We start from the raw sequence: 26845 nt of genomic DNA on the forward strand, positions 1-26845 counted from the left end.
GCTAGGGGCGAAAGTCAGCGTCCGGCCTGGCGCACGCGCCGGTGGGCCAGTCGCGAATGCACGCCGCCGAACACGAGCGGCACGAACAGCAGCGTCGAAACGGTGGCGAACAGCAGGCCGCCGATCACCGCGCGGCCGAGCGGCGCGTTCTGCTCGGCGCCTTCGCCGAGACCGAGCGCCATCGGCACCATCCCGATGATCATCGCGAGCGCCGTCATCAGCACCGGGCGGATCCGCGTCGCGCCGGCCTCGAGCGCGGCCGTGAGCGGCGGTGCGCCGGCGGCGAGGCGTTGGCGCGCGAACGACACGACCAGGATGCTGTTCGCGGTCGCGACGCCCACCGTCATGATCGCGCCCGTCAGCGCGGGCACGCTCAGGTGCGTGCCGGTGATGAACAGCATCCACGCGATGCCGGCGAGCGCGGCAGGCATCGCGCTGATGATGATCAGCGGATCGAGCCACGACTGGAAATTCACGACGATCAGCAGGTAGACGAGCACGATCGCCATCGCGACGCCCGCGCCGAGACCGATGTACGACGTGCGCATCGTCTCGACCTGGCCGCGCACCGTGAGGTCGGTGCCGCGCGGCAGCGTCGCGCGCGCGTCGGACACGATCCGGTCGATCGCGCCCGCGACCGAGCCGAGGTCACGGCCCTCGACGCTCACGTACAGGTCGATCGCCGGGCGGATGTTGTAATGCGTGATCACGGCCGGGTTCGAGACGGGGTGGATCTGCACGAGGTTGCCGAGCAACTGCAGCGGCATGCCCGTGCGCCCGCTCGCGGAAATCGGCGTGCCGAGCAGGTCGTCGATCGACGCGATGTTGTATTGCGGGGTCTGGATCTGCAGCGGGTACTGGACGCCGGTGCGCGGGTTGATCCAGAACGACGGGGTCGTCTGGGAACTGCCGGACAGCGAGATCAGCATGTTCTGCGCGACGTTTTGCGCGGAGAGGCTGAGCTGCTGCATGCGCGTACGGTCCATGTCGGCCACCAGGGTCGGTTCGTCGTTGCGCTGCAGCACGTGCACGTCGACGGTGCCGGGGATTTGCCTGATCTTTTTCATCAGGCTGCTCGCGATAGCCATGTTACTCGCGAGATCGTTGCCGAGCACCTGCACGTCGATCGCGGCCGGCTGACCGAAGTTGAGGATCTGCGTGATGATGTCCGACGGCTGGAAGAAGAACTCGACGCCGGGGAAGCGCTGCGGCAGCAGCGTGCGCAGCGTCTGCACGTAGTGCTGGGTCGAGCGATGGCCGGGCTTCAGCGCGATCATCAGTTCGCCGTCGAGCGTGCCGATCGTGCCGCTGTTGCTGTACGACAGGTTGATGCCGCTCACCGGCAGCCCGAGGTTGTCGACGATCGCGCCGAGTTCGTCTGGCGGCACGGCTTCGCGGATCACGCGCTCGACCTGGTCGGCGAGGCGCGCGGTTTCCTCGATCCGGTAGCCGGTCGGTGCGCGCATGTGCAGCCGGATGTTGCCGGAATCGGCGTTCGGGAAGAAGTCGCGGCCGAGCACGAACACGAGGCCGGTCGACAGCACGCAGAAGCCGAGGAAGCACGTCGCGTAGAAGCGGCGGCGCACCAGCAGGATGCTGAGCAGCACGATGTACCACGTGCGCAGCCGCTCGAACGCGGCATTGAACGCGTGATGGAGGCGCGCGAAACGCGACGTCGAGTGGTCGGGGCCGGTGGTGGCCTGCTGCGGGCGGAACAGCAGCATCGCGAGCGTCGGCACGAGCGTGCGCGACAGCACGTAGGACGCGAGCATCGCGAACACCACGGCTTCGGCGAGCGGCACGAACAGGAAGCGCGCAACGCCCGTCAGGAAGAACATCGGCACGAACACGATGCAGATGCACAGCGTCGATACGAACGCGGGCACCGCGATCTCGCCCGCGCCTTCGAGAATCGCATCGTGCAGGTTGGTGCTCGACGAGGACCCCGGCGCGCCCTCCGGTCGCTGCCCCCCGAGGGGGCTGCCCGGCTCGCCAGGGTCGGTCCGGCGCGTGCCGAGATGCAGGTGCCGCTCGATGTTCTCGATCGTGACGGTCGCGTCGTCGACCAGGATCCCCACCGCGAGCGCGAGCCCGCCGAGCGTCATGATGTTGATGGTCTCGCCGAGCGCGGAGAGCGCGATCAGCGACGTGAAGATCGACAGCGGAATCGAGATCGCGATGATCAGCGTGCTGCGCCAGTTGCCGAGGAACAGCAGGATCATCATCGCGGTCAGCACGGCCGCGATCAGCGCCTCGCGGATCACACCCTGCACGGCGGCGTTGACGAACACCGACTGGTCGAACAGCGGCGTGATCGTGAGCCCTTCGGGCAGCGTCGGAATCACCTTCGGCAGCAACGCCTTCAGGTCCGACACGACCTTCAGCGTCGACGCGTCGCCGGTCTTCAGGATCGACATCAGCACGCCGCGCTGGCCGTTCTGGCGCACGACGTTGGTCTGCGGCGCGAAGCCGTCGCGCACCGACGCGACTTCGCGCAGGTAGGTCGTCGCGCCGTTGACGGTTTGCACCGGCAGGCCGTTGATGTCGGCGACCGTGTCGGCCGACGCGTTCGTGTCGATCCGGTATTCGGTCTGGCCCATCTTCGCGGTGCCGGTCGGCAGCACGAGGTTCTGCGCGTTGACCGCGTTGACGATGTCGGCGGGCGTGAGGCCCTTCGCGAGCAGCGCCTGCGGGTCGAGGTCGATCGCGACCACGCGCGTGCGGCCGCCGTACGGAAACGGGATCTGCGCGCCCGGGATCGTGATCAGTTGCGGGCGCAGGAAGTTGAGCGCGATGTCGGCGAGCGACTGTTCGCTGAGTGTCTTGCTGGATAACCCGAGCTGAATCACCGGGATGCTCGACGCGGAATAGGTGATCACGAGCGGCGGCGTCGCGCCCTGCGGCATCTGCCGCACGATCGCCTGCGCGGACGAGACCGTCTGCGCGATCGCCGTCTGAACGTTCGCGCCGGGCTGCAGGAACACTTTCACCACCGCGATGCCGGGCAGCGAGGTCGACTCGATGTGCTGGATGTTGTTGACGGTCGTCGTCAGGATCCGTTCATGGACGGCCGTGATCCGGTTGGTCATCTCCTTCGCGGAGAAGCCGTTGTAATTCCAGATCACGCTGATGACGGGAATGTTGACCGCCGGCAGGACGTCGACAGGCGTGCGCATCAGCGCAAGCGGGGTGGCCAGCACGATCATGATGGCCATCACGATGAACGTGTAGGGGCGCCTGAGCGCGAGATTGACGATCCACATGGAGGCAGCGGGACAGGCGGTGATCAGGCGTCGGTGAAGGGAACCCGAATGATAGGCGTCGGGGCGGAACGGGTCACTGGCGCGAAACTGGCGGAATTGTCAGGTTGGGGCGGGGTGACGAAAGGCCGATTCATCGGATGAAAGGCGCGCGGGCGCAGGCACCCGGAAACCGCCGCCGTACCGCATGCGGATGCCGCATCGACGACGGTTCCACTCATCCGGCGTCGCTCAGATCTGTTCCATCCCGACCCGCGCCAGCGCGGCCAGATCGACGACCTCGATCTGGTTGTACGCGAGCCGCAGCACGCCGAGTTTCTCGAGCTGCTGCAACGCCTGGTTGATCCGCTGCCGCGACACGCCGACGAGCATCCCCAGTTCCTCCTGCGAGATCGCGAGGGACGGACCGGTGTCCGGGTACAGCGCGGGGTTGAACAACTGCGCGAGCGCCTGCGCGACGCGCGCGTCGACGTCGAGCAGCCGGCTGTTCTGGATCGACGCGATGAACTCGCCCATCCGGTTGTTCAATTGATGGATCACGAAGCGCGTGAACGGCAGGCTGGTGTCGAGCAGCGCATGGAACGTGTCGACCGGGACGAACAGCACGATCGAGCGCTGGACGGCGACGACTTCATACTTGCGCAGCTCGCGCTTGATCACGCTGCCTTCGCCGAACCAGCCACCCGACGGCACGCCGGAAAACGTGCAGCCGCGCCCCGACGCGTTGAAGATCGCCAGCTTGAGCAGTCCGCGATGCACGCCGATCCAGTATTCGGACGGCGCGAGCCGCTGCGCGATCACGTCGCCGGCTTCGTGCCGTTCCGCATGGGACTGCGCGAGCACCAGCGCCTGGTGTTCCGGCGCCAGCGCGCGGAACCACGCGCACTGGCTGAACAGCGCGGACAGGGCGGGCAACGGGCCCGGGTCGGCCGGCGGGTTGGCCGGCGAGTGGTCCGGCGGAGCGGCCGCGTCGGGCGGCGCAACGGAGTGATCGTGCATGGGTGCGGGTTTGCGAGGATAGGGATAACGCGCAGCGTTCATCGGGCACTCTGTCGTTTCGATGACAGACGGCTCACAATAGCGCCCGTTAGGCTATCGGCAATTGAACCACATCAAAACCGATCGGGGTGCATGCACGCCGGCCGGCAGAAAACGGGAGACAGGATCATGACGCAGATGTTCGAGGCCGGACTCGGCCGCCGCGAGGCCAACTACGTGCCGCTCACGCCGATCGACTTTCTGGTCCGCGCGGCCGAAGTCTACGGCGAGCGCCTCGCGATCGTGCACGGCGACGTGCGGCGCACGTGGGGCGAGACCTACAAGCGCGCGAAGCAGCTCGCGAGCGCGCTCGCGCGGGCCGGCGTCGCGCGCGGCGAGACGGTCGCGGCGCTGCTGCCGAACATCCCGGCGATGGTCGAGGCCCACTTCGGCGTACCGATGGCCGGCGCCGTGCTGAACACGATCAACACGCGGCTCGACATTTCGTCGGTGCTGTTCATGCTGCGTCACGGCGAAGCGAAGGTGCTGATCGTCGACACCGAATACGCGGAGCTCGCGCATCGCGCGGCGCTCGAAGTGCCGGGCCTGAAGATCGTCAGCGTCGCCGACGCGATGCCTGCCGACCCCGCGCGCTTCGCGGGCGCGACCGACTACGAAGCGTTCGTCGCGGGCGGCGACCCGGACTACGCATGGACGCCCCCCGCCGACGAGTGGGAGGCGATCGCGCTGAACTACACGTCCGGCACGACCGGCGACCCGAAGGGCGTCGTCTATCACCATCGCGGCGCGTATCTCGCGGCGATCAGCAACATCCTCGAATGGGACATGCCGAAGCACGCGGTGTATCTCTGGACGCTGCCGATGTTCCATTGCAACGGCTGGTGCTTCCCGTGGGCGGTCGCGGCGCGCGCGGGCGTGAACGTCTGCCTGCGCAAGTTCGACGCGAAGACGGTGTTCGACCTGATCCGCCGCGAACGCATCACGCATTACTGCGGCGCGCCGATCGTGCAGAGCGCGATGGCGAATGCACCGGCCGAGTTCCGCGCGGGCATCGATCACACGGTGCACGCGATGGTCGCCGGTGCCGCGCCCGCGCCGGCCGTGATCGCGAAGATGAAGGAGATCGGCTTCGACCTGCTGCACGTGTACGGACTGACCGAGGTCTACGGCCCGGCGACCGTGTGCGCGAAGCAGGCGCACTGGGACGAACTGCCCGACGACGAGCGCGCGCGGCTCAATGCGCGGCAGGGCGTGCGCTATCACCTGGAAGCGGGCGCGACGGTGCTCGACCCGGACACGATGGCGCCGGTGCCGGCCGACGGCGAGACGCTCGGCGAGATCATGTTCCGCGGCAACATCTGCATGAAGGGTTACCTGAAGAACCCGCACGCGACGGACGAGGCATTCCACGGTGGCTGGTTCCATACGGGCGATCTCGGCGTGCTGACGCCGGACGGCTATATCCGCATCAAGGATCGCCGCAAGGACATCATCATTTCCGGCGGCGAGAACATCTCGAGCATCGAGGTCGAGGACGCGCTGTACCGGCATCCGGCCGTCGAGGTCGCGGCGGTGGTCGCGATGCCTGACCCGAAATGGGGCGAGGTGCCGTGCGCGTTCGTCGAGCTGCGCCACGGCATGAGCGCGACCGAGGAGGAAATCGTCGCGCACTGCCGGCAGTTGCTCGCGGGTTTCAAGGTGCCGAAGGTCGTGCGCTTCGGTGAGTTGCCGAAGACGTCGACCGGCAAGATCCAGAAATTCCAGCTGCGCAACGCGGTCGGGTCGGACAAGGCGATCGACCTGGCCGGGGACAAGAAGTAATCGACGCGACCGGGCAGTTGCCCGGCCGTTCGTCGTGCGTCACGCGTCGCGGGCCAGCCGGAACACGCTGACGGCTTCCGACAGTTGCGCGGCCTGGTCGCGCAACGCGACGGCCGCGCGTTCGGCATCCGAGATCAGCGTCGCGTTCTGCTGCGTCGCCTCGCCGATCTGCGTGATGGCCTGATTCACCTGCTCGATGCCGGTCGATTGCTCGCGCGACGCGGCGCTGATCTCGCCGATCAGCGTGCTGACCTGATCGACGCGCTGGACGATGTCGCGCATCGTGCCGCGCGCGGCGTCCGCGATCCGATAGCCCTGTTCGACGGTCGTCGACGATTCGGCGCTCAGCGCGTCGATTTCCTTGACCGCGGCCGCGCTGCGCTGCGCGAGTGTGCGCACTTCGGCCGCGACCACCGCGAAGCCCTTGCCATGCTCGCCCGCGCGCGCGGCCTCGACGGCAGCGTTCAGCGCCAGGATATTGGTCTGGAACGCGATGCCTTCGATCGTGCCGGTGATGTCGGCGATCCGGCGCGTCGCACGGCCGATGTCGTCCATCGTCGCGACCACGCGTTGCACCGCCGTGTCGCCGTCGGTCGCGGCGGCCGATGCGTCGGCGACCAGCGCGTTCGCCTGCGCCGCGTGTTCCGCGTTCTGCTGCACGGCGGCCGTGATCTGCTCCATGCTGGCTGCCGTCTGTTCGACGCTGCTTGCCTGCGTCGCGATCCGCGCCGCGATGTCGCCGCTGCCGGCCGCGATGCCGACCGTGCCGCGCGCGATGTCGGACGAGCTGCTGCGCACCTGCGCGACGATCCGCGCGAGGCCGTCGCCGATTCCGTCGACCGCCTGCACGAGCCGGCCGATCTCGTCGTTGCCCGCCGCGCCGCGCGCGGCGGCGCCGTCGCGGATGCGGATGCTGAGGTCGCCGGACGCGAAGCGTTCCGATGCACGCGCCGCCGCATCGAGCGGTCGGCTCACCACGCGTCGCACGACGACGAGGAACAACGCCGCGAACGCCGCGACGAGCACGGCCGCGATCATCAGGAAACGGTTGCGGACGGTGCGCATGCCCGCCAGCAGTTCGTCGTCGAGCGCGATGCCGCCGACCAGCCACTGCCATTGCGGAATCGTCGTGAACGACACGAATTTGGCGCTGGGCGCGGCGTCGTGCGCGGCCGGATCGGCCGACGTGTAAGCGAGCCGGCCCTGGCCGGCGGCGAGCATCTGCGTGTACGGCGCGCGCGCGTCGTCCGCGCGCTGGCCGGCCGCGTCGGGATGGACGACGAAGGTGCCGCGCGATGTACCCGGCGACGCATCGAGCACGAAGTAATAGCCGTTTTCTCCGATCTTCAACGCCCGGATGCCGTCCTGCACGACTTGCAGTTCGGCACCGACGTCGAGGCCGACGAACAGCGCGCCGATCACGCGACCCGTCGCGTCGGTGACGGGCTTGTACTGCGTGATGTACGGCCGGCCGAACAGTTTCGCGAGGCCCGTATAGCTGCGTCCGGCGACGAGCGGCGCGTAGGCGGGGCCCGCGCGATCGAGGCGCGTGCCGACCGCGCGCGAGCCGTCCTGCTTCTTCAGCGACGTCGTGATGCGGACGAAATCGTCGCCGTCGCGCGCGAAGATCGTCGCGATCGCGCCGCTTTTCTTCAGGAACTGGTCGGGAATCGCGTAATCGAGGTCGAGCGGCTGGCCGCCCGCGGACAGTGTCGGCGCGGCGACGCCGCCGATGTCGACGGTGCGGGCCGGGTCGAGCGCGAAATCGGCCGGCAGGTAACTGGCGAACAGCGCCATCGCGCGGGTGGCTTCGGCGGACAGCGCCTTGTCGAACATTTCGACCATCGCACGGATCGACTGCTCCTTGTCCGCGATGCGCGCATGGGCCTCGTCGGCGAGTTGCTGGCCGGCGAAATGGGCGAGCGCCCATGCGAAGGCGGTAAACAGCAGCGCGACGAGCACGCACGCCAGCGCGGCGAGGCGCGCGCCGACGCTCGCCCGGCCCAATTGGGTCAATCTCATAGGAATCCTGAGTCGAGAGGGAGAGAGGCGGAACGCACGCGCCACCGCATACCGTAAGGAATACGGCAGCTTCGGTGAATTCTTTAGCGGTGCGAAGCCGGAGGGGGTGGGCAGGCTCGCCCGACGCAGGCGGGCAGCGTCAGTGCATCACGAGCCACGCGACGGCCAGATACCGCCCGACCTTCGCGATCGTGACGATCGCGAGGAAGGTCGGCAGCGGTTCGCGGAGCACGCCGGCGACCATCGTCAGCGGATCGCCGACCACCGGCGCCCAGCTCAGCAGCAGCGACCAGCGGCCGTAGCGCGCATACCAGCGCTCGGCGCGCGCGAGCGCGGCCGGCTTGACCGGGAACCAGCGGCGGTCGCGGAAGTGCTCGATGCCGCGGCCGAGCGCCCAGTTGACCACCGAGCCCGCGACGTTGCCGACGCTCGCGACCAGCAGCAGCGCCCACATGGGCTCGCGTCCGGCGAGCAGCAGGCCGGCGAGCACGGCTTCGGACTGGAGCGGAAGCAGGGTCGCGGCGACCATCGACACGGCGAACAGGCCGCCGTAAGTGAGCAATTCGGACATCGCGCGATTGTACCGGCCGCGCGTCGGCCGGCACCGGTCACGCGGCGGCGTCGGTGCCGAACAGCAGGTGCGAGATCACCGACTTGTCGACCGGTTCGTCGTTGAGCGTGCTGGCGAGCAGTTCGCCCGCGAGCTGCTGCGGCGAGAACACCATGTCCGGCTTCAGCAGGCGCAGCCGCTCGAGGTTGCGTTGCTGGTTCACGAGCGCGACGGTACGCACCGTCGACGCGATCTCGCGGATCGCGAGGATGATGAACGCATTCTCGGCATCGTCGGAACGCAGCGCGAGCACCGCGCGGGCCGTTGCCGCGCCAGCGCTTTCCAGCACCGCGTGGTCGGTGGCGTCGCCGACGATCAGGTCGGTCCCGACCGCATAGTTGTGCTCGACGCCGGCCGGCACGATGACGGTCACGGCGTAGCCGCGCTTGCGCAGCCCCTCGTGCACTGCATGCGCGACGGGCGTCGCGCCGACGATCAGGAAATGATGCTTGCGGATCACGTTCGAAATGCCTCCCTTGACGATCCGTTTCAGGTTGCCGCCGATCACCGGCCCGACAACCGCGCTGATCGACGTCGCGAACACCGTGATGCCGAGCACGATCACCGATGCGGTGAAGAGGCGCGCGGTGGGCGCGTGCGGCACGATGTCGCCGTAGCCGACCGTCGACATCGACACGATCGAGAAGTAGACGGCAGTGGCGAGGTCGTGGACCGGCGGCGTGAATTCGTCGCCGAGATACAGCACGCCGAAGGTCGCGTAGATCAACAGCGACACGATGCTGAGCAGCGCGAACAGGCTGCTCGCGGCGACGCTCGCGCGGTCGAAATGGCGCCAGTAGTAGATCAGCGTGACGGCCAGCACGGCCGTGTACACGAACACCGCGTTGCTGCGGTAGCCGCCGAGGATGCTGATCGCGGCGGCCGCGACCAGCAGCAGGATCGACAGCACCCACGCGACGCGCGCACGCAGCACGATGCCGATGGCCATCGTCGCGAGGCCGGTCGCGACGACGACCTGCGGCAGCACGACGAGGCCGGCGTTATCGACGAGATTCAGCGCATCGGTGAGCCACGCACGATGCACGCCGAGCTTCGCATGGGCGACGACGGGGCGCAGCACCATCAGTGCATCGAGCGCGAGGAGGAGAGCGAGATACCAGTGCATGCCGATCGGCGCGAACAGCCGCCGCAGGCGGGTAGTGACGTGCTTCATGCAATCACCCGGGCGAGCCGGGCATGTCCAACGAACCAGGCGCTACCCTAAAGCATTCGGCGATCGGCTGCTTTTTCGCGGGGCGCGCGGGTGACCCGGCACCTGCGCGTGCGGCCGCGCGGTCTCAGTTCCAGCCGACCATGATCGCGCCCATGCCGACCAGCAGCCCGCCGGTCACCCGGTTCATCGCGCGCATCCGCGCCGGACGCTGCAGCGCATGGCTCAGCCGGTGCGAGAAGAGCGCCATCGACGCAATGCCACCGGCGAACAGCAGCGCGAAGGACGTCGCGAGCAGCAGGAACTGCGCGTTCAGGCTCCAGTCTGCGCTCGGAACGATGAACTGCGGAAAGAACGACGGAAAGAACAGCAGCGTCTTCGGATTCAGGCCGGAGGTGGCGAGGCCGCGCCAGAACAGCGCGCGTCCGCTGTCGGTGTCGTCGGGTGCGGCGCTGCCGGGCTGGGTCGACGCGGCGGGCGCGGTGAGCTGCGCGCGGCCTAGCCATTGCTTGCCGCCGAGCCACACGAGGTAGGCGGCGCCGGCCCAGCGCAGCACGTTCAGCGCGTGCTCGTCGAGATGGACCAGCGAATTCAGGCACAGCGCGGTCAGCGCGAGCTGCAGCAGCACGGCGAGCGTGCCGCCCCATACGCACGGCAGCGCGCGGCGCCAGCCGGTGCGCAATGCCTGGTTCATCGTGAGGAGGTTGACGGGGCCAGGGGCGTAGATGAGGACGGCGGACGCAGCGAGGAACGACAGATAGAGCCTGAACGACATGACGGGAGGTGCGGAAAACGAAGGATCAGGCGCCGGCCCGTGCAGCCGGATAGGCGCGCGGGAGGCGGGACATTGCATGCCTGCGTGTCCGGCGCCGCAACTCGTGATTGCGGTCGTGCGTCCCGGTGCGAAGGGGTTGTCGCGGGGAGCGTGCCGGACAACAGGCATGGAGAAAATGTATCAAGCGAGCCGGTTAAAAGGCTTCCTGTTTTCCAGTAAAGCACGCCCGAAACTGGAATCCTGTTCAGATAGAATGCCGATTTCCAGTAGAAAATTCTTTACGTCATGGCTACCCGCGAACGCACGCCGAAAACCCTCGACAACCAGGACCGCAAGATCCTCGGTGCACTGCAAAAGAACGCGCGTCTGTCGAACGCCGAACTGGCCGAACAGATCGGCATGTCGACCACCGCATGCTGGAACCGCACGCGGCAGCTCGAGCTCGACGGTTACATCGACGGCTACGTCGCGCTGGTCAACCAGCGCATGCTCGGCTACGCGGACATCGTGATCCTCGAAGTCACGCTCGATCGCCACGAGGACGACGCACTCGCGCGTTTCGGCGCCGAACTCGCGGCGCTGCCCGAAGTGCTCGAGGCCTACCTCGTGTCGGGCGAATACGACTACTGGATCAAGGTCGCGGTGGACGGCACGGCCGGCTATGAGCGCTTCCTGCGCGAGAAGCTGTACCGGATTTCGAGCATCCGCCATAGCCGCTCGATGTTCGCGCTGCGGTGCATGAAAGACGTGCCGTCGATTCAGGTGTGACGACAGGGGAGATGGGCCGTGGATCGTCGTGACGACGAGATGCGCGGTTGTGCCGAAGCAGAGCGGTAATCGGGCTGTCGCGTCCAGTGGGCGCGGCCCGGAGCCGGAAACAGGCGAGCAATGCCTGCGGGGCGGTAAAACGGATGAATCTTCTGCTGGCTTTTGCGGCCTTCATCCGTCACGCCGATGCCGGGCGCGGCGGCCTTGCGGTGCGCTTCCCGGCAGGCGGTCGGACGGATGGCGTGCCGCCGGCCGGCGGCGTGACGCTGCGCTCAGCGCGGCAGGCGTGCGTGCGCTTCAGCGATGACTTCGCAGTTCTCGAGGTGCAGTGCCCATGCTTCTGCAAGCAGCTCGCCAACACGTGCGAGCCAGCCAGCGGATTGGGTGGAACGATCGGAGACATTAGACGTTTGCATGACGAAGCCCCATGTAGGTGGTGAGTTAGGGATAACCCTAATGATAGAGAAGTGTCGCCGCGTTGTGAAATGCGATTTCGTTATATGAGAATTACTGACAATTTCTGTTGCTGCTGCGCAACATGAATTGCGCCTGCTTCCGCGTGGCGGACAGGCGTAACGAGGCCGTGGCGAGCACGGCCGCGCATTGAGGGACGCAAAGGGATGTCAGGCGGGGAGAAAGGGGGCGGCAGCAGTGCGGCGCTTACCCGCCGATCCATCCGAAGCGCCACGACAGGCGGCGCGTCGCGGCGAGCAGCGCATGCGCGAGTTCGCTTTCCGGCCCGCGCGGGAAGCCGCGCGACGAACCGATGATCGCGATCACGAGCCGGATGCTGCCGGTGTGATCGAACACGGGCGCGGCGATCGTCCCGATGCCCGGCACCGGCGCATCGAACGCGAAATCGAGCTCGTCCGCGCGGATCGTCGCGAGCCGCGCGCGGAATGCGTCGTCGATCTGCGTCGCGCGGCCGGCGAGACGCACCGGCTCGTCGGTCAGCAGGCCGGCCAGCACGTCGTCGGACATGCCGGCCGCGAAGATCCGCCCTATCGCGGTATTCACGAGCGACATCACCGTGCCGACCTGCAGGCTCACGTGTTGCGGCCGCGCGGATTCCTCCAGGCGGATCACGGTCGGCCCGAGCGGCCCGAGCGTCGCGGCAGCCACGCTCATGTCGGTCGCGGCCGCCAGCGCGACGATCTCGGCTTCCGCATCGCGCGTCGGCGACACGCGCTGCATCGCGATCAGGCCGAGCGCCTGGGCGAGCGGCCCGCCGCCGAAGCAGCCGACGTCGTCGCGGCTCAGCAGGCCGATCTTCTGCAGGCTCACCAGATGCGGAAATGCCTTCGCGGCCGGCATGCCGGCCGCCGCCGCGAGGTCGCGCAGCGGCAGTGCACGACCCGCCGAGACGAGCGCCAGCAGCAGCTCGCCCGTGCTGTCGAGCGCGTTGATGCCGCGTTGCGCTTTCGTATCGTCGGCGAGCGCGGGCGGCATGCGCTGCGTGGCCGGGAGCATGCCCGGCGCGATCGGCGGTGCATCGCGTCCCGCGCCGAGCGACGCAGTGGCTTGCCGTGCCGCGTCGCGCAGCGCCGTCGCGATCGGGCCGTCCCATCCGACATCGATCGATCCGGTCGAGCCGATCACCGTCAACGCGAGTTGCAGGCGTCCGTCTGCGTCCAGCACCGGCACGCACATCGCGCTGACGCCGGGGCTCGGCCGGTCCACGCCGCGCTCGATCCCGCGCGCGCGGATCGCGTCGAGTTCGGCCTGCCACGCGCCGGCGTCGGACGTGGGCTGGACGCCTTCCGCGCCCGCGAGCGTGTCGCCGGCGCCGGCCTGGCTGGCCGCCATCGCGTCGAGCTGCGCGGGGTCGCCGAACGCGCGGAACACTCGGCCGGTCGCCGTCGTGTCAAGCGACATCACCGATCCGACGTGCAGGTTCACGTGCAGCGGATAACCGCCGTGCTCGATGCGCACGATCGTGGGCCCGAGCACGCCCGGCACCGACAGCGCGACGCTCAGGCCGACCGCTTCCGCGAGCCGCGCCGCATGCGGCAGCGCCGCGCGATAGGCCGGCTGGCGCTCGATCGACATCAGCCCGAGCCGCAGCGACAGCGGCCCTGGCTCGTAGTTGCCCGTGAGCGCGTCGCGTTTCACGAGCGCGAGCCGCGTCAGGCTGACGAGATAGGTGTGCGCCTGCGCGGTCGACAGGTCGGCCGCGGCCGCCAGCTCCGACAGCCCGAGCGGCTTGCGCCGGCGCGCGAGCGCGTCGAGCAGCCGGCCGCCGACCTCGACGCTCTGGATCCCGCGCTGCGCCTTGGGCGGCGCGTCGTCCGCGCTGACTTCATGGTTCTGCACGCGATGATTCTTCCGTTGACGAAACCCCGCATGGTATCCGACGCCATTTGACGCGCCAGCCCACAGGTTTACCCGAATTAGACAATAGCAAGCCATCTTGTCATTGACAAATAATCGTCGCGGGCAGATGATCCGCTCACTCCCCTCAACACATGGCTCGCAGCCACGGAACGCAACATGGCCAAAGCATTCGCCTCCCAAGCCGATCTGGAAGAGAAGAAAGTCACCTGGACGCAGCTGTCCGAGAACGCGTACGCATACACCGCCGAAGGCGATCCGAACTCGGGCGTGATCATCGGCGACGACAGCGTGCTGATCGTCGACACGACCGCGACGCCGGCGATGGCGCAAGACCTGATCGCGAAGATCCGCAGCGTGACCGACAAGCCGATCAAGCACGTCGTGCTGTCGCATTACCATGCGGTGCGCGTGCTCGGCGCGTCCGCGTATTTCGACGAAGGCGCGCAGCACGTGATCGCGAGCCGCGGCACGTACGAGATGATCGTCGAGCGCGGCGAGGCCGACATGAAGTCGGAGATCGAACGCTTTCCGCGCCTGTTCGCGGGCGTCGAGACGGTGCCGGGCCTGACCTGGCCGACGCTCGTGTTCGAGCGCGAGATCACGCTGTTCCTCGGCAAGCTCGAAGTGAAGATCATGCACGTCGGCTCGGGCCACACGAAGGGCGACACGATCGTCTGGCTGCCGTCGCAGAAGGTGCTGTTCTCCGGCGACCTGGTCGAATACGACGCGGCCTGCTATTGCGGCGACGCGCAGCTCGAACAATGGCCGGCCACGCTCGAGGCGCTGCGCGCGCTCGGCGCGGAAAAGCTCGTGCCCGGCCGCGGCCCCGCGTTGCTGAATCCGGCCGAGGTCGACAAGGGCCTCGACTACACGAAGGACTTCGTGACGACGCTGCTCGCGCAGGGCCGCAAAGCCGTCGAGCGCAAGCTCGACCTGAAGGCGTCGATGGCGCTCACGCGCGAAGCGATGGATCCGAAGTTCGGCCACGTGTTCATCTACGAGCACTGTTTGCCGTTCGACGTGTCTCGCGCGTTCGACGAGGCGAGCGGCATCACGCATCCGCGCATCTGGACCGCGCAGCGCGACAAGGAAATGTGGGACGCGCTGCAGGACTGAGCGGCTCACCGCGGCGCGGCGTCCAGGCGGGCGTCGTGCCGTTTTACTGAAGGCGCCTGAACGACGGCGGCATTGGGCCGCGGTTCAGGGCGCCGGCTTCCGGTCTCACAAGAATGCAGGGCGCACGTACGCCCTCGGAGACTGCTGCGCGCTCGAATCGCGCGGCCCGTTTGGAGAGAGACATGCCCCAATCGCTTCCCGCCGAAGCGACGATCGCGCACGCGAGTGTTGCGGCGTCGGCTTCCACATATGAATCCACACCGGCGTCGGACGCCGGCGACGCGCTGCTGTTCCGCAAGATTGCATGGCGGATCGTGCCGTTCCTGTTCCTCTGCTACGTCGTATCGTTCCTCGACCGTATCAACATCGGCTTCGCGCAGTTGCAGATGAAGCACGACCTCGGCTTCAGCGATGCGATGTACGGCCTCGGCGCCGCGGTGTTCTACGTCGGCTACGTGTTCTGCGAGGTGCCGAGCAACTTGCTGCTCGCGCGCTTCGGCGCGCGCCGCACGTTCACGCGGATCATGCTGCTGTGGGGCATCGCGTCGACCGGGATGATGTTCGTGTCGCAGCCGTCGCATTTCTACGTGCTGCGCTTCCTGCTCGGCGTGTTCGAGGCCGGCTTCTTTCCGGGCATCGTTCTGTACCTGACCTACTGGTTCCCCGCGAACCGCCGCGCGGCGGCGATCTCGGTGTTCTTCGCGGGCGTCGCGGTGGCCGGCGTGCTCGGCGGCCTGATGTCGGGCTGGATCATGCGCGACATGAGCGGCGTGCTCGGGCTTTACGGCTGGCAGTGGATGTTCGCGATCGAAGGGGCGCCGGCGATCGTGCTCGCGTGCTTCGCGTTTGCCTATCTCGTCGACCGGCCGCAGGACGCCGCGTGGCTCACGTCCGACGAAAAGGCGCGCGTCGCCGCGCTGTGCGGCGACGGCCGTGCGCACGGCGCGCACGACACACGCAGCCTGATGGCCGCGCTCGCGAACCCGCGCGTCTACCTGTTCGCGTTCGTCTACTTCTCGCTGACCTGTGCGTCGCTGACGCTCAATTTCTGGATGCCGCTGATGATCCGCGACTTCGGCGTGACCGACGTCGTGGCCGTGAGCCTCTACACGGTCGTGCCGAACGCGGTCGGCGCGGTGGGGCTGATCCTCATCGCGCGCCGCTCGGACCGCACCGGCGAGCGCCGCAAGCACTTCGCATGCTGCACGATCGGCGGCGGGCTCGCACTCGCGGCGCTGACGCTGCACCTGCACAGCTTCGCGGCGATGCTTGCGTGCCTGTCGATCGCGGCGACGCTGATCTTCGCCGCGCTGCCGATCTTCTGGGCCGTGCCGACCCGCTATCTGTCGGGAAATGCGGCCGCGGCCGGGATAGCGCTGATCAGCAGCATCGGGATCACGAGCGGCATCGTCAGCCCGTGGGTGATCGGGCTGATCCGCACCCGCACCGGCAGCATGGATCTCGCCGTGTACCTGCTGGCCGCGCTGCTCGCGCTGAGCGGCGCGGCGCTGATGCTCGGCGTGAAGGGCGAACCCGCGCGGCGGGCCTGAACCACGGCCGGGCGCTGCATGCGGGCCGGCGGCGACCGGCGTTGCGTGTCCTGCAGGCCCCGTATTCGCATCCATCGAGGAGACGATCGATGTCAGCCCATCTTCAAGCGGACGCCGCGCATCCCGTCGCATCCGCGTCGCGCCCGTCGGACAACGACGCGCTGTACCGCCGCATCGGCGTGCGGATCGTGCCGTTCCTGTTCATCTGCTTCTCCGGCGCCGGCGCGGCGGGCGGGATCGCGCTGATCAGCAGCATCGGCGTATCGAGCGGGATGATCACGCCGTGGATCGTCGGGGTGATTCGCACCCGCACCGGCAGCATGGACTCGGCGATGCTGATGATTGCGGCGTTGCTGGCCGCATGCGCGGTCGCGATGCTGCTGGGCGTGCGCGCGACCTCGCGTGACGCGGCGCTCGCGTCGCGTTGACGGGTGTGCACCGGCGCGGTGCGCGGCTAGGGTCGATACACCTCGATCCGGTTGCGGCCGAGTTCCTTCGCGACATACAGCGCCTTGTCCGCGCGCGATAGCGCCTGGTACGCGCCCAAGTCGGACGTCCGCATCGCGTCGATGCCGATGCTGACGGTCAGCGCAAGCACCTGATCCTCGTGCACGAGCCGGGAATCGGCCGCGCGCTGCTGCACGCGCCGCGCGAGCGCGCACGCCGCATCGATCCCGGCGTGCGGCAGCACGATCGCGAATTCCTCGCCGCCGATGCGCCCGACGATGCCGTCCGGCCCGATTTCCGTGAGCAGCAGTCGCGCGAAATGCCGGAGCGCGCGATCGCCGAACGGATGTCCCCAGCGGTCGTTCAGCGCCTTGAAGTGGTCGAGGTCGAGCATCAGCACCGCTGCGTCCTGGCCGGTCGCGCGCACGCGGCGCAACGCGGCTTCGCCTTGCCGCATGAACGCGTGGCGGTTCGACAGTTCGGTCAGGTGATCGGTCGTCGCCATCCGGTGCAGCTCGGTCTCGATGTGCTTGCGCTCGGTCGCATCCGTGATGAAGCCGTGCCAGACCGTGCCGCCGTCCGGCATGCGTTGCGGCCGTGCGTCGCCTTCGCGCCAGCGCATCCCCTGGTCCGGCAGCAGCACGCGGTATTCGAGCCGCCACGGTGCCAGTCGCTCGGCCGACGTCAGCAGCGACTGGCGGTAGGCGACCAGGTCGGCCGGATGAATCCGGGTCTCGACCGCATCCGCGTCGTGGGCGATCTGCTCGGGCGTCAGTTCGTAGATGTCGCGCACACCCGCGCTCGCGTACGAAAAGAACCGGCGACCGTCGGCGGTCTGCCGCAGCTGGAACACGAGACCGGGAACCTGATCGGTCAGGTTCGTCACGAGCGTGACGGAGTCGCTCAGCCGGCCGGCGAGTTCGCGCAGCTCGGTGATGTCCGTGGTCGTGCCGACCATGCGCAACGCCCGCCCGTTGCCGTCGCGGGAGATGACCTTGCCGCGGCTGCAGATCCATTTGTACGTGCCGTTCTTGCAGCGAATGCGGTGCTCGACCGCATAGCTGTCGGTGCGGTTTTCGAAATGCGCAATCATCGCGGCCTTCACGTCGGCGACATCGTCCGGGTGCAGCCGTTCGTACGCATCCTCGATCCGGCTCGTCAGTTCGTGGGGCGCGTAGCCGAGCAGCGCCTTCCAGGCCATCGAATAATGGATCTCGCCGGTTTCCACGTTGCGATCCCACACGCCGGTGCCGCTTTCGGTCAGTGCGAGCGTGGTCAGCGCGCTGCGTTCCTCGACGATGCCGAGCCGTTCGTGCAGCGCGGCCTGCGCGTTCGCGCGGGCGATCGCGCGTTCCGCGAGCGTGGCAAGGTCATGCAGGAAAGCGCGTTGCGCGGCGTCGAGCATCAGGCCCGCGTCGCCGACGATACACAGTGCGCCACGCGTGGTGCCGTCGGCCGCAATCAGTTCGCAGGCCGCGACGACATTCGGTGCGTCGAGCGGCAGGCCGCCCGCATCGGGTGTGATGAATCGCCGGTCGGGCGCCGAGGTGCGCTCGACACGCGGCGGAAAGTGCACGGAAGAAAGCGTGGCGGGCAGCGTCCCGTCGGACGCGACCACATGCTGTGTGCCGGCTTCGGCGTAAGTGACGAACGCGCCGGCCGTGCCGACGTGCGCGCGGGCGAGACGGCACACGGTCTCGAGTTCGGGCAACGGCGCGAGCGCCGGGCGATCGTCGGCGGGAACGCGAGAGGAGGCGGGTGTGTCGCCGGCCCCGGAGGTGAACATTCGGAACCGCATGGTTGAATTCCGCGACGGTCGATTGCGCCGATGATCGGACGAATGCCGCGTGGCGCTGCTTCGGGAGTTGCAATCGCGAAGCTTATCGTCGCGGGAAATGCGTGGCAAGCGGGGCGCAACCGGCTTTGGCGGGAACGCAACGCAGGGTCCGGAATGCGTCGCGGCGTCGACGGCTGCGGTGGCGCAAGCGCCGTCGACGCGCGTCGATTCGGGAGCGTCGCGCCCGGACAGCACGGGCGCGACGCGGGCACTGCCCGACTAGCGCGCAACCGCGTAGCGCGGCGCCGGCGAATCCGTCGACAGGTGCGGCGCCATCGTGCGGCGCGCGGCCTCGTACGCATCCCATTCGTCGGCCGCGTGCAGCGACGGGATCGTCACGAGTTCGCCGCGATCGAAGCCGACCAGCGCTGCGTCGACCAGATCGGAGGCCGACATCACGATCTCCTTCGGCAGGTGTTCTAGCGGCAGGCCGCCGGTCTGCCAGAAGTCGGTGGCCGTCGCGCCGGGCAGCACGGCCTGCACCTGCACGCCGTGGTCCGCGAGTTCGTGGTGCAGCGACTGGCTGAACGCGAGCACGAATGCCTTGCTGCCGCCGTAGACGCCGTTGAGCGTTTCCGGTGACAGCGCGACGATCGACGAGATGTTGATCACGGCGCCGCGCCCGCGCGCCACGAAGCCGGGTACGGCGGCATAGGTCAGGCGCATGAGCGCGGTCACGTTCAGGTCGATCATCCGCGTCATCGCGTCGACGTCGCTGTCGAGCAGCGACGCGTGCGTGCCGACGCCCGCGTTGTTGACGAGCAGCGTGATGCTCGCGTCCTGCTTCAGCTTCGCCTCGACGGTGGCGAGCGCCGCGCGGTCGTCGAGGTTCGCGCCGACGATCTCGACGCTGCGCTGCGTGTCGTTCGTGATGCGCTCGGCAAGCGTGGCCAGCCGGTCGCGGTTGCGCGCGATCAGGATCAGGTCGTAGCCGCGGCGCGCGAGGCGGTCCGCATAGATCGCGCCGATGCCGGACGATGCGCCGGTAATGACGGCGGTACCGCGATGTGCTTCAGTCATGATGTCGCTCCATGTCGAGGAAAGGGTGAGTGCGTGAAGGCATTCTGGCCTCGAATCGCGGCGACACAAATGACGTAGATGGGTATGATTTCGGACATCGGGTGGGTCGTGACGATCATGTCCCGACACTGGAGATACGCATGCACCGCATCGGCTTTTTGATCAGCGACGGCTTCCAGATCATGGCGCTCGCCGCGCAGTCGGTGTTCGAGTACGCGAACCTCGGCGTGGGCGAGCCTTTCTACGTGATGGACAACTATTCCGTCGACGGCGGCGACGTGCGTTCGTCGCTCGGATTGCCGGTCGCGACGCGCGCGCTGCGCGGGCGGATCGACGTCGATACGTGGATCGTCGCGGGCGTCAACGATCCGCTCGCGTCGCCGGCGCCGGCCGGCGTCGTCGCGTTCCTGCGGCGCGCGAACGCGCGCGCGCGGCGGATCGCCGGCATTTGCACGGGCGCGTTCGTGCTCGCCGAGGCCGGGCTGCTCGCGCAGCGCCGCGCGACGACGCATTGGGCGTACGGACGCGACATGCAGAAGCTGTTTCCGGACATTCGTGTCGAGGAGGACCGGATCTACATCGTCGACGGCCCGGTCTGGACGTCCGCCGGGATGACGGCCGGCCTCGACCTGGCGCTCGCGATGGTGGAGAAGGATCTCGGCCCGGACGTCGCGCGCTCGGTCGCGCGCAAGCTCGTGATGCACCAGCGTCGCGCGGGCGGGCAGTCGCAGCATTCGGAAATGCTGGAGCTCGCGCCGAAATCGGACCGGATCCAGAATGCGCTGAACTATGCGCGGCAGAACCTCGGGCGCGCGCTGACCGTCGAGGAACTGGCCGACGCCGTCCACCTGAGCCCGCGCCAGTTCAGCCGGGTGTTCACGCTCGAAACCGGGCAGTCGCCAGCGAAGGCGATCGAGCGGCTGCGGCTCGAGGCCGCGCGGCTGATGATCGAGCAGAGCCGGCATTCGCTCGATGTGATCGCGAAGGAGAACGGTTTCCGCGACCGGCGCCACCTGCGCGATGCGTTCGTGCGCGGCTTCGGCGTGCCGCCGCAGGCCGTGCGGCGCGACGCGCGGGCGGACGCGCGCGAAACGGGCTGACGCTCGCGGGCGGGCGCCGCCAGCGCGGGTCTGAAAAATCGCGCAGAATCTCCGGCATTCCTCGCCAGGAGACACCATGCACGCGGCCCCGTTCAACATTGCGATTCCCGATCACGCGCTTGATGACCTGCGTCGGCGCCTGCGCGACATGCGCGCACCGGTACTGACACCCGCCGGGCCGTGGCAGCAGGGTGTGGATGGCGCGTGGCTGCGCGAACTGGTTGGGTACTGGGGCGAGCGCTTCGACTGGCGTGCGGCGGAGCGGGCGCTGAACCGGCAGCCGCAGTTCGTCGCGGACGCAGGCGGGCAACGCGTGCATTTCATCCATCGGCGTGGGGCGGGGCCGAAGCCGTATCCGCTCGTCATCACGCACGGCTGGCCGGGCTCCGTATTCGAATTCGACGCGCTGATCGATCGCCTGTGCGATCCGGCCGCTTTCGGCGGCGATCCGCACGACGCGTTCGACGTTGTCGCGCCGTCGCTTCCCGGCTTCGCGTTCTCACCAGCGCCCGCGGCACCCGGCATGTCGGCATTTCAGGTCGCCGACTGCTGGGCGACGTTGATGTCCGGGCTCGGATATCGCCGTTTCGGCGCGCAAGGCGGCGATCTGGGCGCAGGCGTGTCGATTGCGCTCGGCGCGCGACATCCCGATGCGGTGGACGGTATCCATCTGAACTACCTGCCCGGCAGCTACGAGCCTCTGGCCGACGCGGCTTCGCCGCTGACCGAGGACGAAAGGGCCTTTGTGACGCAGCGTGGAGAGTGGGGTGCGCTGGAGGGCGGATACGCGCATGTGCACATGACGAAGCCGCAGACGCTGGCCGTCGCGCTCAACGATTCGCCGGCCGGGCTGGCCGCGTGGATCGCCGAGAAATTTCGCGCGTGGAGCGATTGCGATGGTGACGTCGCAAAACGGTTTTCGCACGACACGCTGCTGACCGGAATCTCGCTCTACTGGTTTGCCGGCTGCATCGGCTCGTCAATGCAGATGTATTGGGAAAACCGGCTGCAGCCGATGCGCTTCGCGGCCGGGCAACGAGTGGCGGCGCCCGTCGCGTTTGCGCGCTTTCCGAAGGAAATCAGTCGTCCGCCGCGCAGCTGGCTCGAACGGGTGTTCGACGTCGTGCAGTGGACCGACATGCCGAGCGGCGGCCATTTTGCCGCGATGGAAGAGCCGGAACTGCTGGCCGACGATATTCGGCGATTCTTCCGGCGTTTCCGGTAACGCCGCCCGGGGGCGGCCTGGCTGGCTGGCGCAGTGCGCCAGCGGCGATGCGCGCGTTGGCGAGTGCCGGCACCGTGCGGATCCTGACGCGACGATGTCGCCGGTCTTACCGCGTGACGAACGGCGCCGCATCGTGCGGCGCGGTGCGCGCATGCTTGCGCTGGCGCAGCAGCGCGACGCGGCAATTCTCGCGCGCGGTCTCGCGGCCGTCGTCGTCGAGCAGAACCAGATCGCCGCGCATCACGTTGAGCGTGATCACGTCGTCGCCGGGCGCGCCGAGCGTTTCCGGCGTATGCACCGACCCGGCCGGTTCGAGCACCGTCGAGCCGGCCTGCGCGATCCATTCGTACTCGCGGTAGCGCCACGCACCCTGCAGCGTATGGACGAAGACCTCGCCGTCGTGGCGATGGCGCGGCAGCGTGCCGCCGGCCGGCATTTTCAGCAGCGCGGTCAGCGTGTCTTCCGCCGCATTGATATGCAAATACTTGATCGCGAGCCCCGGCAGGTCGGCGCTCATCGGCAGCCACGGCAGCGCATCGCCGGGCAGGCACGAAATCGGCGGCAGGTCGTTGGGGAGCGGGGCGGACGGCTGCGTCATGGCGGGAGGCGGAGCGGAAACGGGAAGTGCGCATTATCGCAGAGCCGGATCGGGCCGCAGCCCCTCGTCGGACGGCGGCGCCAGCGAAGCCTGAACGCGGCTGCACGTCCGCGGCTACACGTCTGCGCCCGGCCGCGCCGCCGCATGCGCGGCTTCGAGGCACGACTGGAACAGCAGCGCGGCCCGCGACGGCCGCGGCGAGCGGCGCAGCAGGCTCACGAACCGGCACCGGTAGTTGAAGCGGTGCGGCGCGATCGGCTGCATCAGCCCCTTGTTTTCGAAGCTCTCCGCGTAATGGTCGGGCAGGAAGCCGAGGTAGCGGCCGGACAGGATCAGCGTCGCGATCGACTCCTGGTCCGATGCCGTCGCGCTGCGCGTGAGCTTCGCGCGATGGCTCAGCTCCATGTTCGGCGAATGGAAGCCGAGCCCGGCGAACGCGTGGTTGCGGATCGTCGTCCACGTGAGCTTGCCGTGCGGTGCGTCAAAGAGCAGGTGCTGGCGGCCGCAGTACAGCAGCATCCGCTCGTCGAACAGTTCCGAATACACGAGGCTGCCCGAGCTGCGATGCGCGGGGATGATCCCGACCTGATAGCTGCCGTCGATGATCCCGCGCTCGACCTCGTTGATCGACGCGACATGCAGGTTCAGCGCGACGTCGGGCGCTTCGTCCGTGAACTGGCGGATCGCGTCGCCGAGCCGCGCGTTCGGGTTGGTGGCCGTCTTGTCGAATACGGCGACGTGCAATTCTCCGCCCATCTTGTCGTGAATGCCGTCTATTCTGCTTCTAAATGCTTCCATCGACGCGAGCAGTCGCAGCGTTTCCTCGTAGACGGTCTGCCCCTCGGCGGTCAGCGTGAAGCCCGCGCGGCCGCGCCGGCACAGCACGAGGCCGAGGCGCGTTTCCAGGTCCTTCACGTGCCGGCTGATCGTCGAGATGCCGATATTCAGCTCGAGTTCGGCCGCCGCCATCCCGCCGCACTGCACGACGCCCTTGAAGACCCGCAGCAGCCGCAGATCCATGTCGCTGAGTTGCCCGAGCAGCGCGCGGCTCTTCGGTTTCTTTGCTTGCATAGTTGCGCAAGTGAACATTGATATTGCGATATTGAAGAGACTAATTGGCCTCCCGACAATGCGCAACATCATCACAAGAAGGAGGGGCGCGCCGCGCCGACCGACATGACCGATACGATCACCGCCAGCCAGCAGGACGAGACGAACATCCGCACCGACGCCGCCTGGCTCGACGCCCACTGGATGCCGTTCACGGCGAACCGCCAGTTCAAGTCCGACCCGCGCATGATCGTGTCGGCCAAGGGCGCGTATTTCACGGATGGCGAAGGCCGCAAGATCTTCGACGGCCTGTCGGGCCTGTGGTGCACGGGCCTCGGTCACGGCCGCACGGAAATCACGGAAGCCGTGAGCCGCCAGGTCGCGCAGCTCGACTACGCGCCGGCGTTCCAGTTCGGCCACCCCAAGTCGTTCGAGCTCGCGAACAAGATCAAGGACCTGACGCCGGCCGGCCTCGACTACGTATTCTTCACGGGCTCGGGCTCGGAAGCGGCCGACACGTCGCTGAAGATGGCCCGCGCGTACTGGCGCGCCAAGGGCAAGGGCACGAAGACGCGCCTGATCGGCCGCGAGAAGGGCTATCACGGCGTGAACTTCGGCGGCATTTCGGTCGGCGGGATCGGGCCGAACCGCAAGCTGTTCGGCCAGGGGATCGACGCCGACTTCCTGCCGCACACGCAGCTCGCCGAAAACAAATTCTCGCGCGGGATGCCCGAGCACGGCGCGGAGCTGGCCGACCGCCTGCTCGACCTGATCGCGCTGCACGACGCATCGAACATCGCGGCCGTGATCGTCGAGCCGTTCTCGGGTTCGGCGGGCGTGGTCGTGCCGCCGAAGGGCTATCTGAAGCGCCTGCGCGATATCTGCACTGCGCACGACATCCTGCTGATCTTCGACGAAGTCATCACGGGCTTCGGCCGGGCCGGCGCGATGACGGGCGCCGACGCGTTCGGCGTGGTGCCGGACATCATGAACTTCGCGAAACAGGTGACCAACGGCGTGCAGCCGCTCGGCGGCGTGATCGCGACGAAGGAAATCTACGACACGTTCATGGCTGCGGGCGGCCCCGAGTACATGCTCGAGTTCCCGCACGGCTACACGTACTCGGCGCACCCGGTCGCGTGCGCGGCCGGCGTCGCGGCGCTCGACCTGCTCGTGAAGGAAGACGCGGTGGCCCGCGTGCGCGATCTCGCGCCGCATTTCGAGGCGGCCGTGCACGGGCTGAAGGGCCAGCGCCATATCACGGACATCCGCAACTACGGCCTCGCGGCCGGCCTGACGATCGCGGCACTGCCGGGTGAGCCGGCACGGCGCCCGTACGAGATCGCGATGCGCTGCTGGGCGAAGGGCTTCTACGTGCGCTACGGCGGCGACACGATCCAGCTCGCGCCGCCGTTCATCTCGGAGAAGCGCGAGATCGACAACCTGGTCAACGCGCTGTCCGACGCGCTGAACGAAGTGGACTGAGCCGCGGCCCGTTCCCTGCGACAACCGAATTCACGACAGAGCCAGAAACATGAAACACGACAGCAATGTGACCTCCACCGTCGGCCACCTGATCGACGGCAAGCGCGTCGACGGCGGCAGCCGCGTCCAGCCGGTGTTCGACCCGGCCACCGGCGAATCGCACAAGAGCGTCGCGCTTGCCGACAAGCTGACCGTCGAAGCCGCGATCGCGTCCGCGCAGGCCGCGTTCCCGGCGTGGCGCAACACGCCGCCGCTGAAGCGCGCGCGTGTGATGAGCCGCTTCAAGACGCTGCTCGAGGAACACGCGGACGAGCTGTGCGCGCTGATTACCGCCGAGCACGGCAAGGTGCTCGCCGACGCGATGGGCGAACTGCAGCGCGGGATCGAGAACGTCGAATACGCGACCTACGTGCCCGAGCTGCTGAAGGGCGAGCACAGCAAGAACGTCGGCCCCGCGATCGATTCGTGGAGCGAGTTCCAGGCGCTCGGCGTCGCGGCCGGCATTACGCCGTTCAACTTCCCGGTGATGGTGCCGCTGTGGATGTGGCCGATGGCCGTCGCGTGCGGCAACACGTTCGTGCTGAAGCCGTCGGAGCGCACGCCGTCGTCGACGCTGCGCATGGCCGAGCTCGCGCTCGAGGCTGGCCTGCCGCCGGGCGTGCTGAACGTCGTGAACGGCGACAAGGAAGCGGTCGACACGATCCTGACCGACCCGCGCGTGAAGGCCGTGAGCTTCGTCGGCTCGACGCCGATCGCCGAATACATCTACTCGACCGGCTGCGCGCACGGCAAGCGCGTGCAGGCGCTCGGCGGCGCGAAGAATTTCGCGGTCGTGATGCCCGACGCCGACATCGGCAACGCGGTGAATGCGCTGATGGGCGCCGCGTACGGCTCGTGCGGCGAGCGCTGCATGGCGATCCCGTTGGTCGTCGCGATCGGCGATGAAACGGGCGACAAGGTCGTCGCGGGCCTGAAGGCCGAGATCGAGAAGATGAAGGTCGGCCCGGGCAACGGCGCGGGCGTCGACATGGGCCCGCTCGTCACGCAGCAGCATTTCGAGAAGGTGACGGGTTTCGTCGACGCGGGCGTGGAAGCGGGCGCGACGCTCGTCGTCGACGGCCGCGGCGTGAAGGTCGACGGCCACGACGGCGGCTACTACCTCGGCCCGTGCCTGTTCGACAACGTGAAGCCCGGCATGCCGATCTACCAGCACGAGATCTTCGGGCCGGTGCTCGGCGTGATCCGCCTGAAGTCGCTCGACGAAGCGATGGCGCTGATCGACGCGCACGAATACGGCAACGGCACGTGCCTGTTCACGCGCGACGGCGAAGCGGCGCGCTACTTCAGCGACAACATCCAGATCGGCATGGTCGGCATCAACGTGCCGCTGCCGGTGCCCGTCGCGTACCACTCGTTCGGCGGCTGGAAGCGCTCGCTGTTCGGCGACCTGCACGCGTACGGCCCGGATGCGGTGCGGTTCTACACGAAACGCAAGACGATCACGCAGCGCTGGCCCTCGGCCGGCGTACGCGAAGGGACGGTGTTCAGCTTTCCGTCGAACCGCTGACGCGCGATCCGGCCGCAACGCGACACGCGCCGGCCGGCGTAAAGACGCACAGGCCCGCCCGGTCGATGACCGGGGCGGGCCTTTTCACAC

The 26845-nt window shown here is 68.1% G+C and carries 21 protein-coding genes; 10 read left to right on the plus strand and 11 right to left on the minus strand.

The features are described 5' to 3' along the window. Window positions 1-14: 14 nt before the first annotated feature. On the minus strand, window positions 15-3263 hold the full coding sequence (locus DIE11_RS11760) for an efflux RND transporter permease subunit (protein ID WP_124623839.1): 3249 nt from the start codon (window positions 3261-3263) through the stop codon (window positions 15-17). A gap of 228 nt (window positions 3264-3491) precedes the next feature. After that, a complete protein-coding gene (locus DIE11_RS11765) occupies window positions 3492-4259 on the minus strand; it encodes a Crp/Fnr family transcriptional regulator (protein WP_124623842.1) in 768 nt (255 codons plus the stop codon). A gap of 168 nt (window positions 4260-4427) precedes the next feature. Between DIE11_RS11765 and DIE11_RS11770 the strand changes: the two genes are divergently transcribed. Further along, window positions 4428-6080 (plus strand): acyl-CoA synthetase, encoded by a 1653-nt coding sequence (locus tag DIE11_RS11770; protein WP_124623845.1) that lies wholly within the window; start codon window positions 4428-4430, stop codon window positions 6078-6080. A gap of 39 nt (window positions 6081-6119) precedes the next feature. Here the strand turns inward: DIE11_RS11770 and DIE11_RS11775 are convergent, their stop codons facing one another. The 4 genes from DIE11_RS11775 to DIE11_RS11790 form a co-directional block, all read right to left on the minus strand. Continuing rightward, window positions 6120-8102, minus strand: a complete 1983-nt coding sequence (locus DIE11_RS11775) for a methyl-accepting chemotaxis protein (protein ID WP_124623848.1) — start codon at window positions 8100-8102, stop codon at window positions 6120-6122. 139 nt (window positions 8103-8241) lie between these two features. Then, complete coding sequence (locus DIE11_RS11780) at window positions 8242-8673, minus strand: YqaA family protein (RefSeq protein WP_124623851.1); 432 nt, start codon at window positions 8671-8673, stop codon at window positions 8242-8244. Between the two features lie 37 nt (window positions 8674-8710). After that, window positions 8711-9886, minus strand: a complete 1176-nt coding sequence (gene kch, locus DIE11_RS11785; RefSeq protein WP_124623853.1) for a voltage-gated potassium channel protein — start codon at window positions 9884-9886, stop codon at window positions 8711-8713. A gap of 124 nt (window positions 9887-10010) precedes the next feature. Continuing rightward, window positions 10011-10658 (minus strand): LysE family translocator, encoded by a 648-nt coding sequence (locus tag DIE11_RS11790; protein WP_124623856.1) that lies wholly within the window; start codon window positions 10656-10658, stop codon window positions 10011-10013. Between the two features lie 285 nt (window positions 10659-10943). Between DIE11_RS11790 and DIE11_RS11795 the strand changes: the two genes are divergently transcribed. Together DIE11_RS11795 and DIE11_RS36265 are read left to right on the plus strand one after the other, a co-directional pair. Continuing rightward, the gene (locus DIE11_RS11795; RefSeq protein ID WP_006755380.1) at window positions 10944-11426 is read left to right on the plus strand and encodes an Lrp/AsnC family transcriptional regulator; all 483 of its coding nucleotides are present in this window, start codon (window positions 10944-10946) and stop codon (window positions 11424-11426) included. 143 nt (window positions 11427-11569) lie between these two features. Next, window positions 11570-11866: a hypothetical protein gene (locus DIE11_RS36265; RefSeq protein ID WP_185633744.1), complete on the plus strand. Its 297-nt coding sequence runs from the start codon at window positions 11570-11572 to the stop codon at window positions 11864-11866. 220 nt (window positions 11867-12086) lie between these two features. Here DIE11_RS36265 and DIE11_RS11800 read toward each other — a convergent pair whose 3' ends face one another. Beyond that, complete coding sequence (locus tag DIE11_RS11800; protein ID WP_124623859.1) at window positions 12087-13739, minus strand: IclR family transcriptional regulator; 1653 nt, start codon at window positions 13737-13739, stop codon at window positions 12087-12089. A 177-nt stretch (window positions 13740-13916) separates the two neighbouring features. Between DIE11_RS11800 and DIE11_RS11805 the strand changes: the two genes are divergently transcribed. The 3 genes from DIE11_RS11805 (at window position 13917) to DIE11_RS37370 (ending at window position 16854) form a co-directional block, all read left to right on the plus strand. Further along, window positions 13917-14876, plus strand: a complete 960-nt coding sequence (locus DIE11_RS11805; RefSeq protein WP_059599391.1) for an MBL fold metallo-hydrolase — start codon at window positions 13917-13919, stop codon at window positions 14874-14876. A gap of 182 nt (window positions 14877-15058) precedes the next feature. Then, the gene (locus DIE11_RS11810) at window positions 15059-16426 is read left to right on the plus strand and encodes an MFS transporter (protein WP_124623862.1); all 1368 of its coding nucleotides are present in this window, start codon (window positions 15059-15061) and stop codon (window positions 16424-16426) included. Between the two features lie 89 nt (window positions 16427-16515). Next, entirely contained in the window at window positions 16516-16854 is a 339-nt protein-coding gene (locus tag DIE11_RS37370; RefSeq protein ID WP_311767582.1) for a hypothetical protein, read from the plus strand. Window positions 16855-16880: 26 nt separating this feature from the next. Here the strand turns inward: DIE11_RS37370 and DIE11_RS11820 are convergent, their stop codons facing one another. Further along, the gene (locus DIE11_RS11820) at window positions 16881-18659 is read right to left on the minus strand and encodes a sensor domain-containing diguanylate cyclase (protein WP_260437104.1); all 1779 of its coding nucleotides are present in this window, start codon (window positions 18657-18659) and stop codon (window positions 16881-16883) included. A 270-nt stretch (window positions 18660-18929) separates the two neighbouring features. Beyond that, window positions 18930-19730: an SDR family oxidoreductase gene (locus DIE11_RS11825; RefSeq protein ID WP_124623868.1), complete on the minus strand. Its 801-nt coding sequence runs from the start codon at window positions 19728-19730 to the stop codon at window positions 18930-18932. A gap of 140 nt (window positions 19731-19870) precedes the next feature. Between DIE11_RS11825 and DIE11_RS11830 the strand changes: the two genes are divergently transcribed. Further along, a complete protein-coding gene (locus tag DIE11_RS11830; protein ID WP_124623871.1) occupies window positions 19871-20830 on the plus strand; it encodes a GlxA family transcriptional regulator in 960 nt (319 codons plus the stop codon). 76 nt (window positions 20831-20906) lie between these two features. After that, window positions 20907-22055, plus strand: a complete 1149-nt coding sequence (locus DIE11_RS11835; protein ID WP_124623874.1) for an epoxide hydrolase family protein — start codon at window positions 20907-20909, stop codon at window positions 22053-22055. A 106-nt stretch (window positions 22056-22161) separates the two neighbouring features. Here DIE11_RS11835 and DIE11_RS11840 read toward each other — a convergent pair whose 3' ends face one another. Together DIE11_RS11840 and DIE11_RS11845 are read right to left on the minus strand one after the other, a co-directional pair. Beyond that, the gene (locus DIE11_RS11840; RefSeq protein ID WP_059599398.1) at window positions 22162-22653 is read right to left on the minus strand and encodes a 2,4'-dihydroxyacetophenone dioxygenase family protein; all 492 of its coding nucleotides are present in this window, start codon (window positions 22651-22653) and stop codon (window positions 22162-22164) included. Between the two features lie 114 nt (window positions 22654-22767). Then, the gene (locus DIE11_RS11845; RefSeq protein ID WP_185633745.1) at window positions 22768-23724 is read right to left on the minus strand and encodes a LysR family transcriptional regulator; all 957 of its coding nucleotides are present in this window, start codon (window positions 23722-23724) and stop codon (window positions 22768-22770) included. A gap of 105 nt (window positions 23725-23829) precedes the next feature. Here DIE11_RS11845 and DIE11_RS11850 point away from each other — a divergent pair, with 105 nt between their 5' ends. Both DIE11_RS11850 and DIE11_RS11855 read left to right on the plus strand, forming a co-directional pair. Next, window positions 23830-25188 (plus strand): aspartate aminotransferase family protein, encoded by a 1359-nt coding sequence (locus tag DIE11_RS11850; protein ID WP_059599400.1) that lies wholly within the window; start codon window positions 23830-23832, stop codon window positions 25186-25188. A 49-nt stretch (window positions 25189-25237) separates the two neighbouring features. Continuing rightward, window positions 25238-26755 carry a CoA-acylating methylmalonate-semialdehyde dehydrogenase gene (locus DIE11_RS11855; protein WP_059599401.1) on the plus strand — a complete coding sequence of 506 codons (1518 nt, stop codon included), beginning with the start codon at window positions 25238-25240 and terminating at the stop codon, window positions 26753-26755. Window positions 26756-26845: the final 90 nt, after the last annotated feature.

The organism is Burkholderia sp. Bp9012 (assembly GCF_003853825.1).
In the GTDB taxonomy this organism is placed as follows: domain Bacteria; phylum Pseudomonadota; class Gammaproteobacteria; order Burkholderiales; family Burkholderiaceae; genus Burkholderia; species Burkholderia diffusa.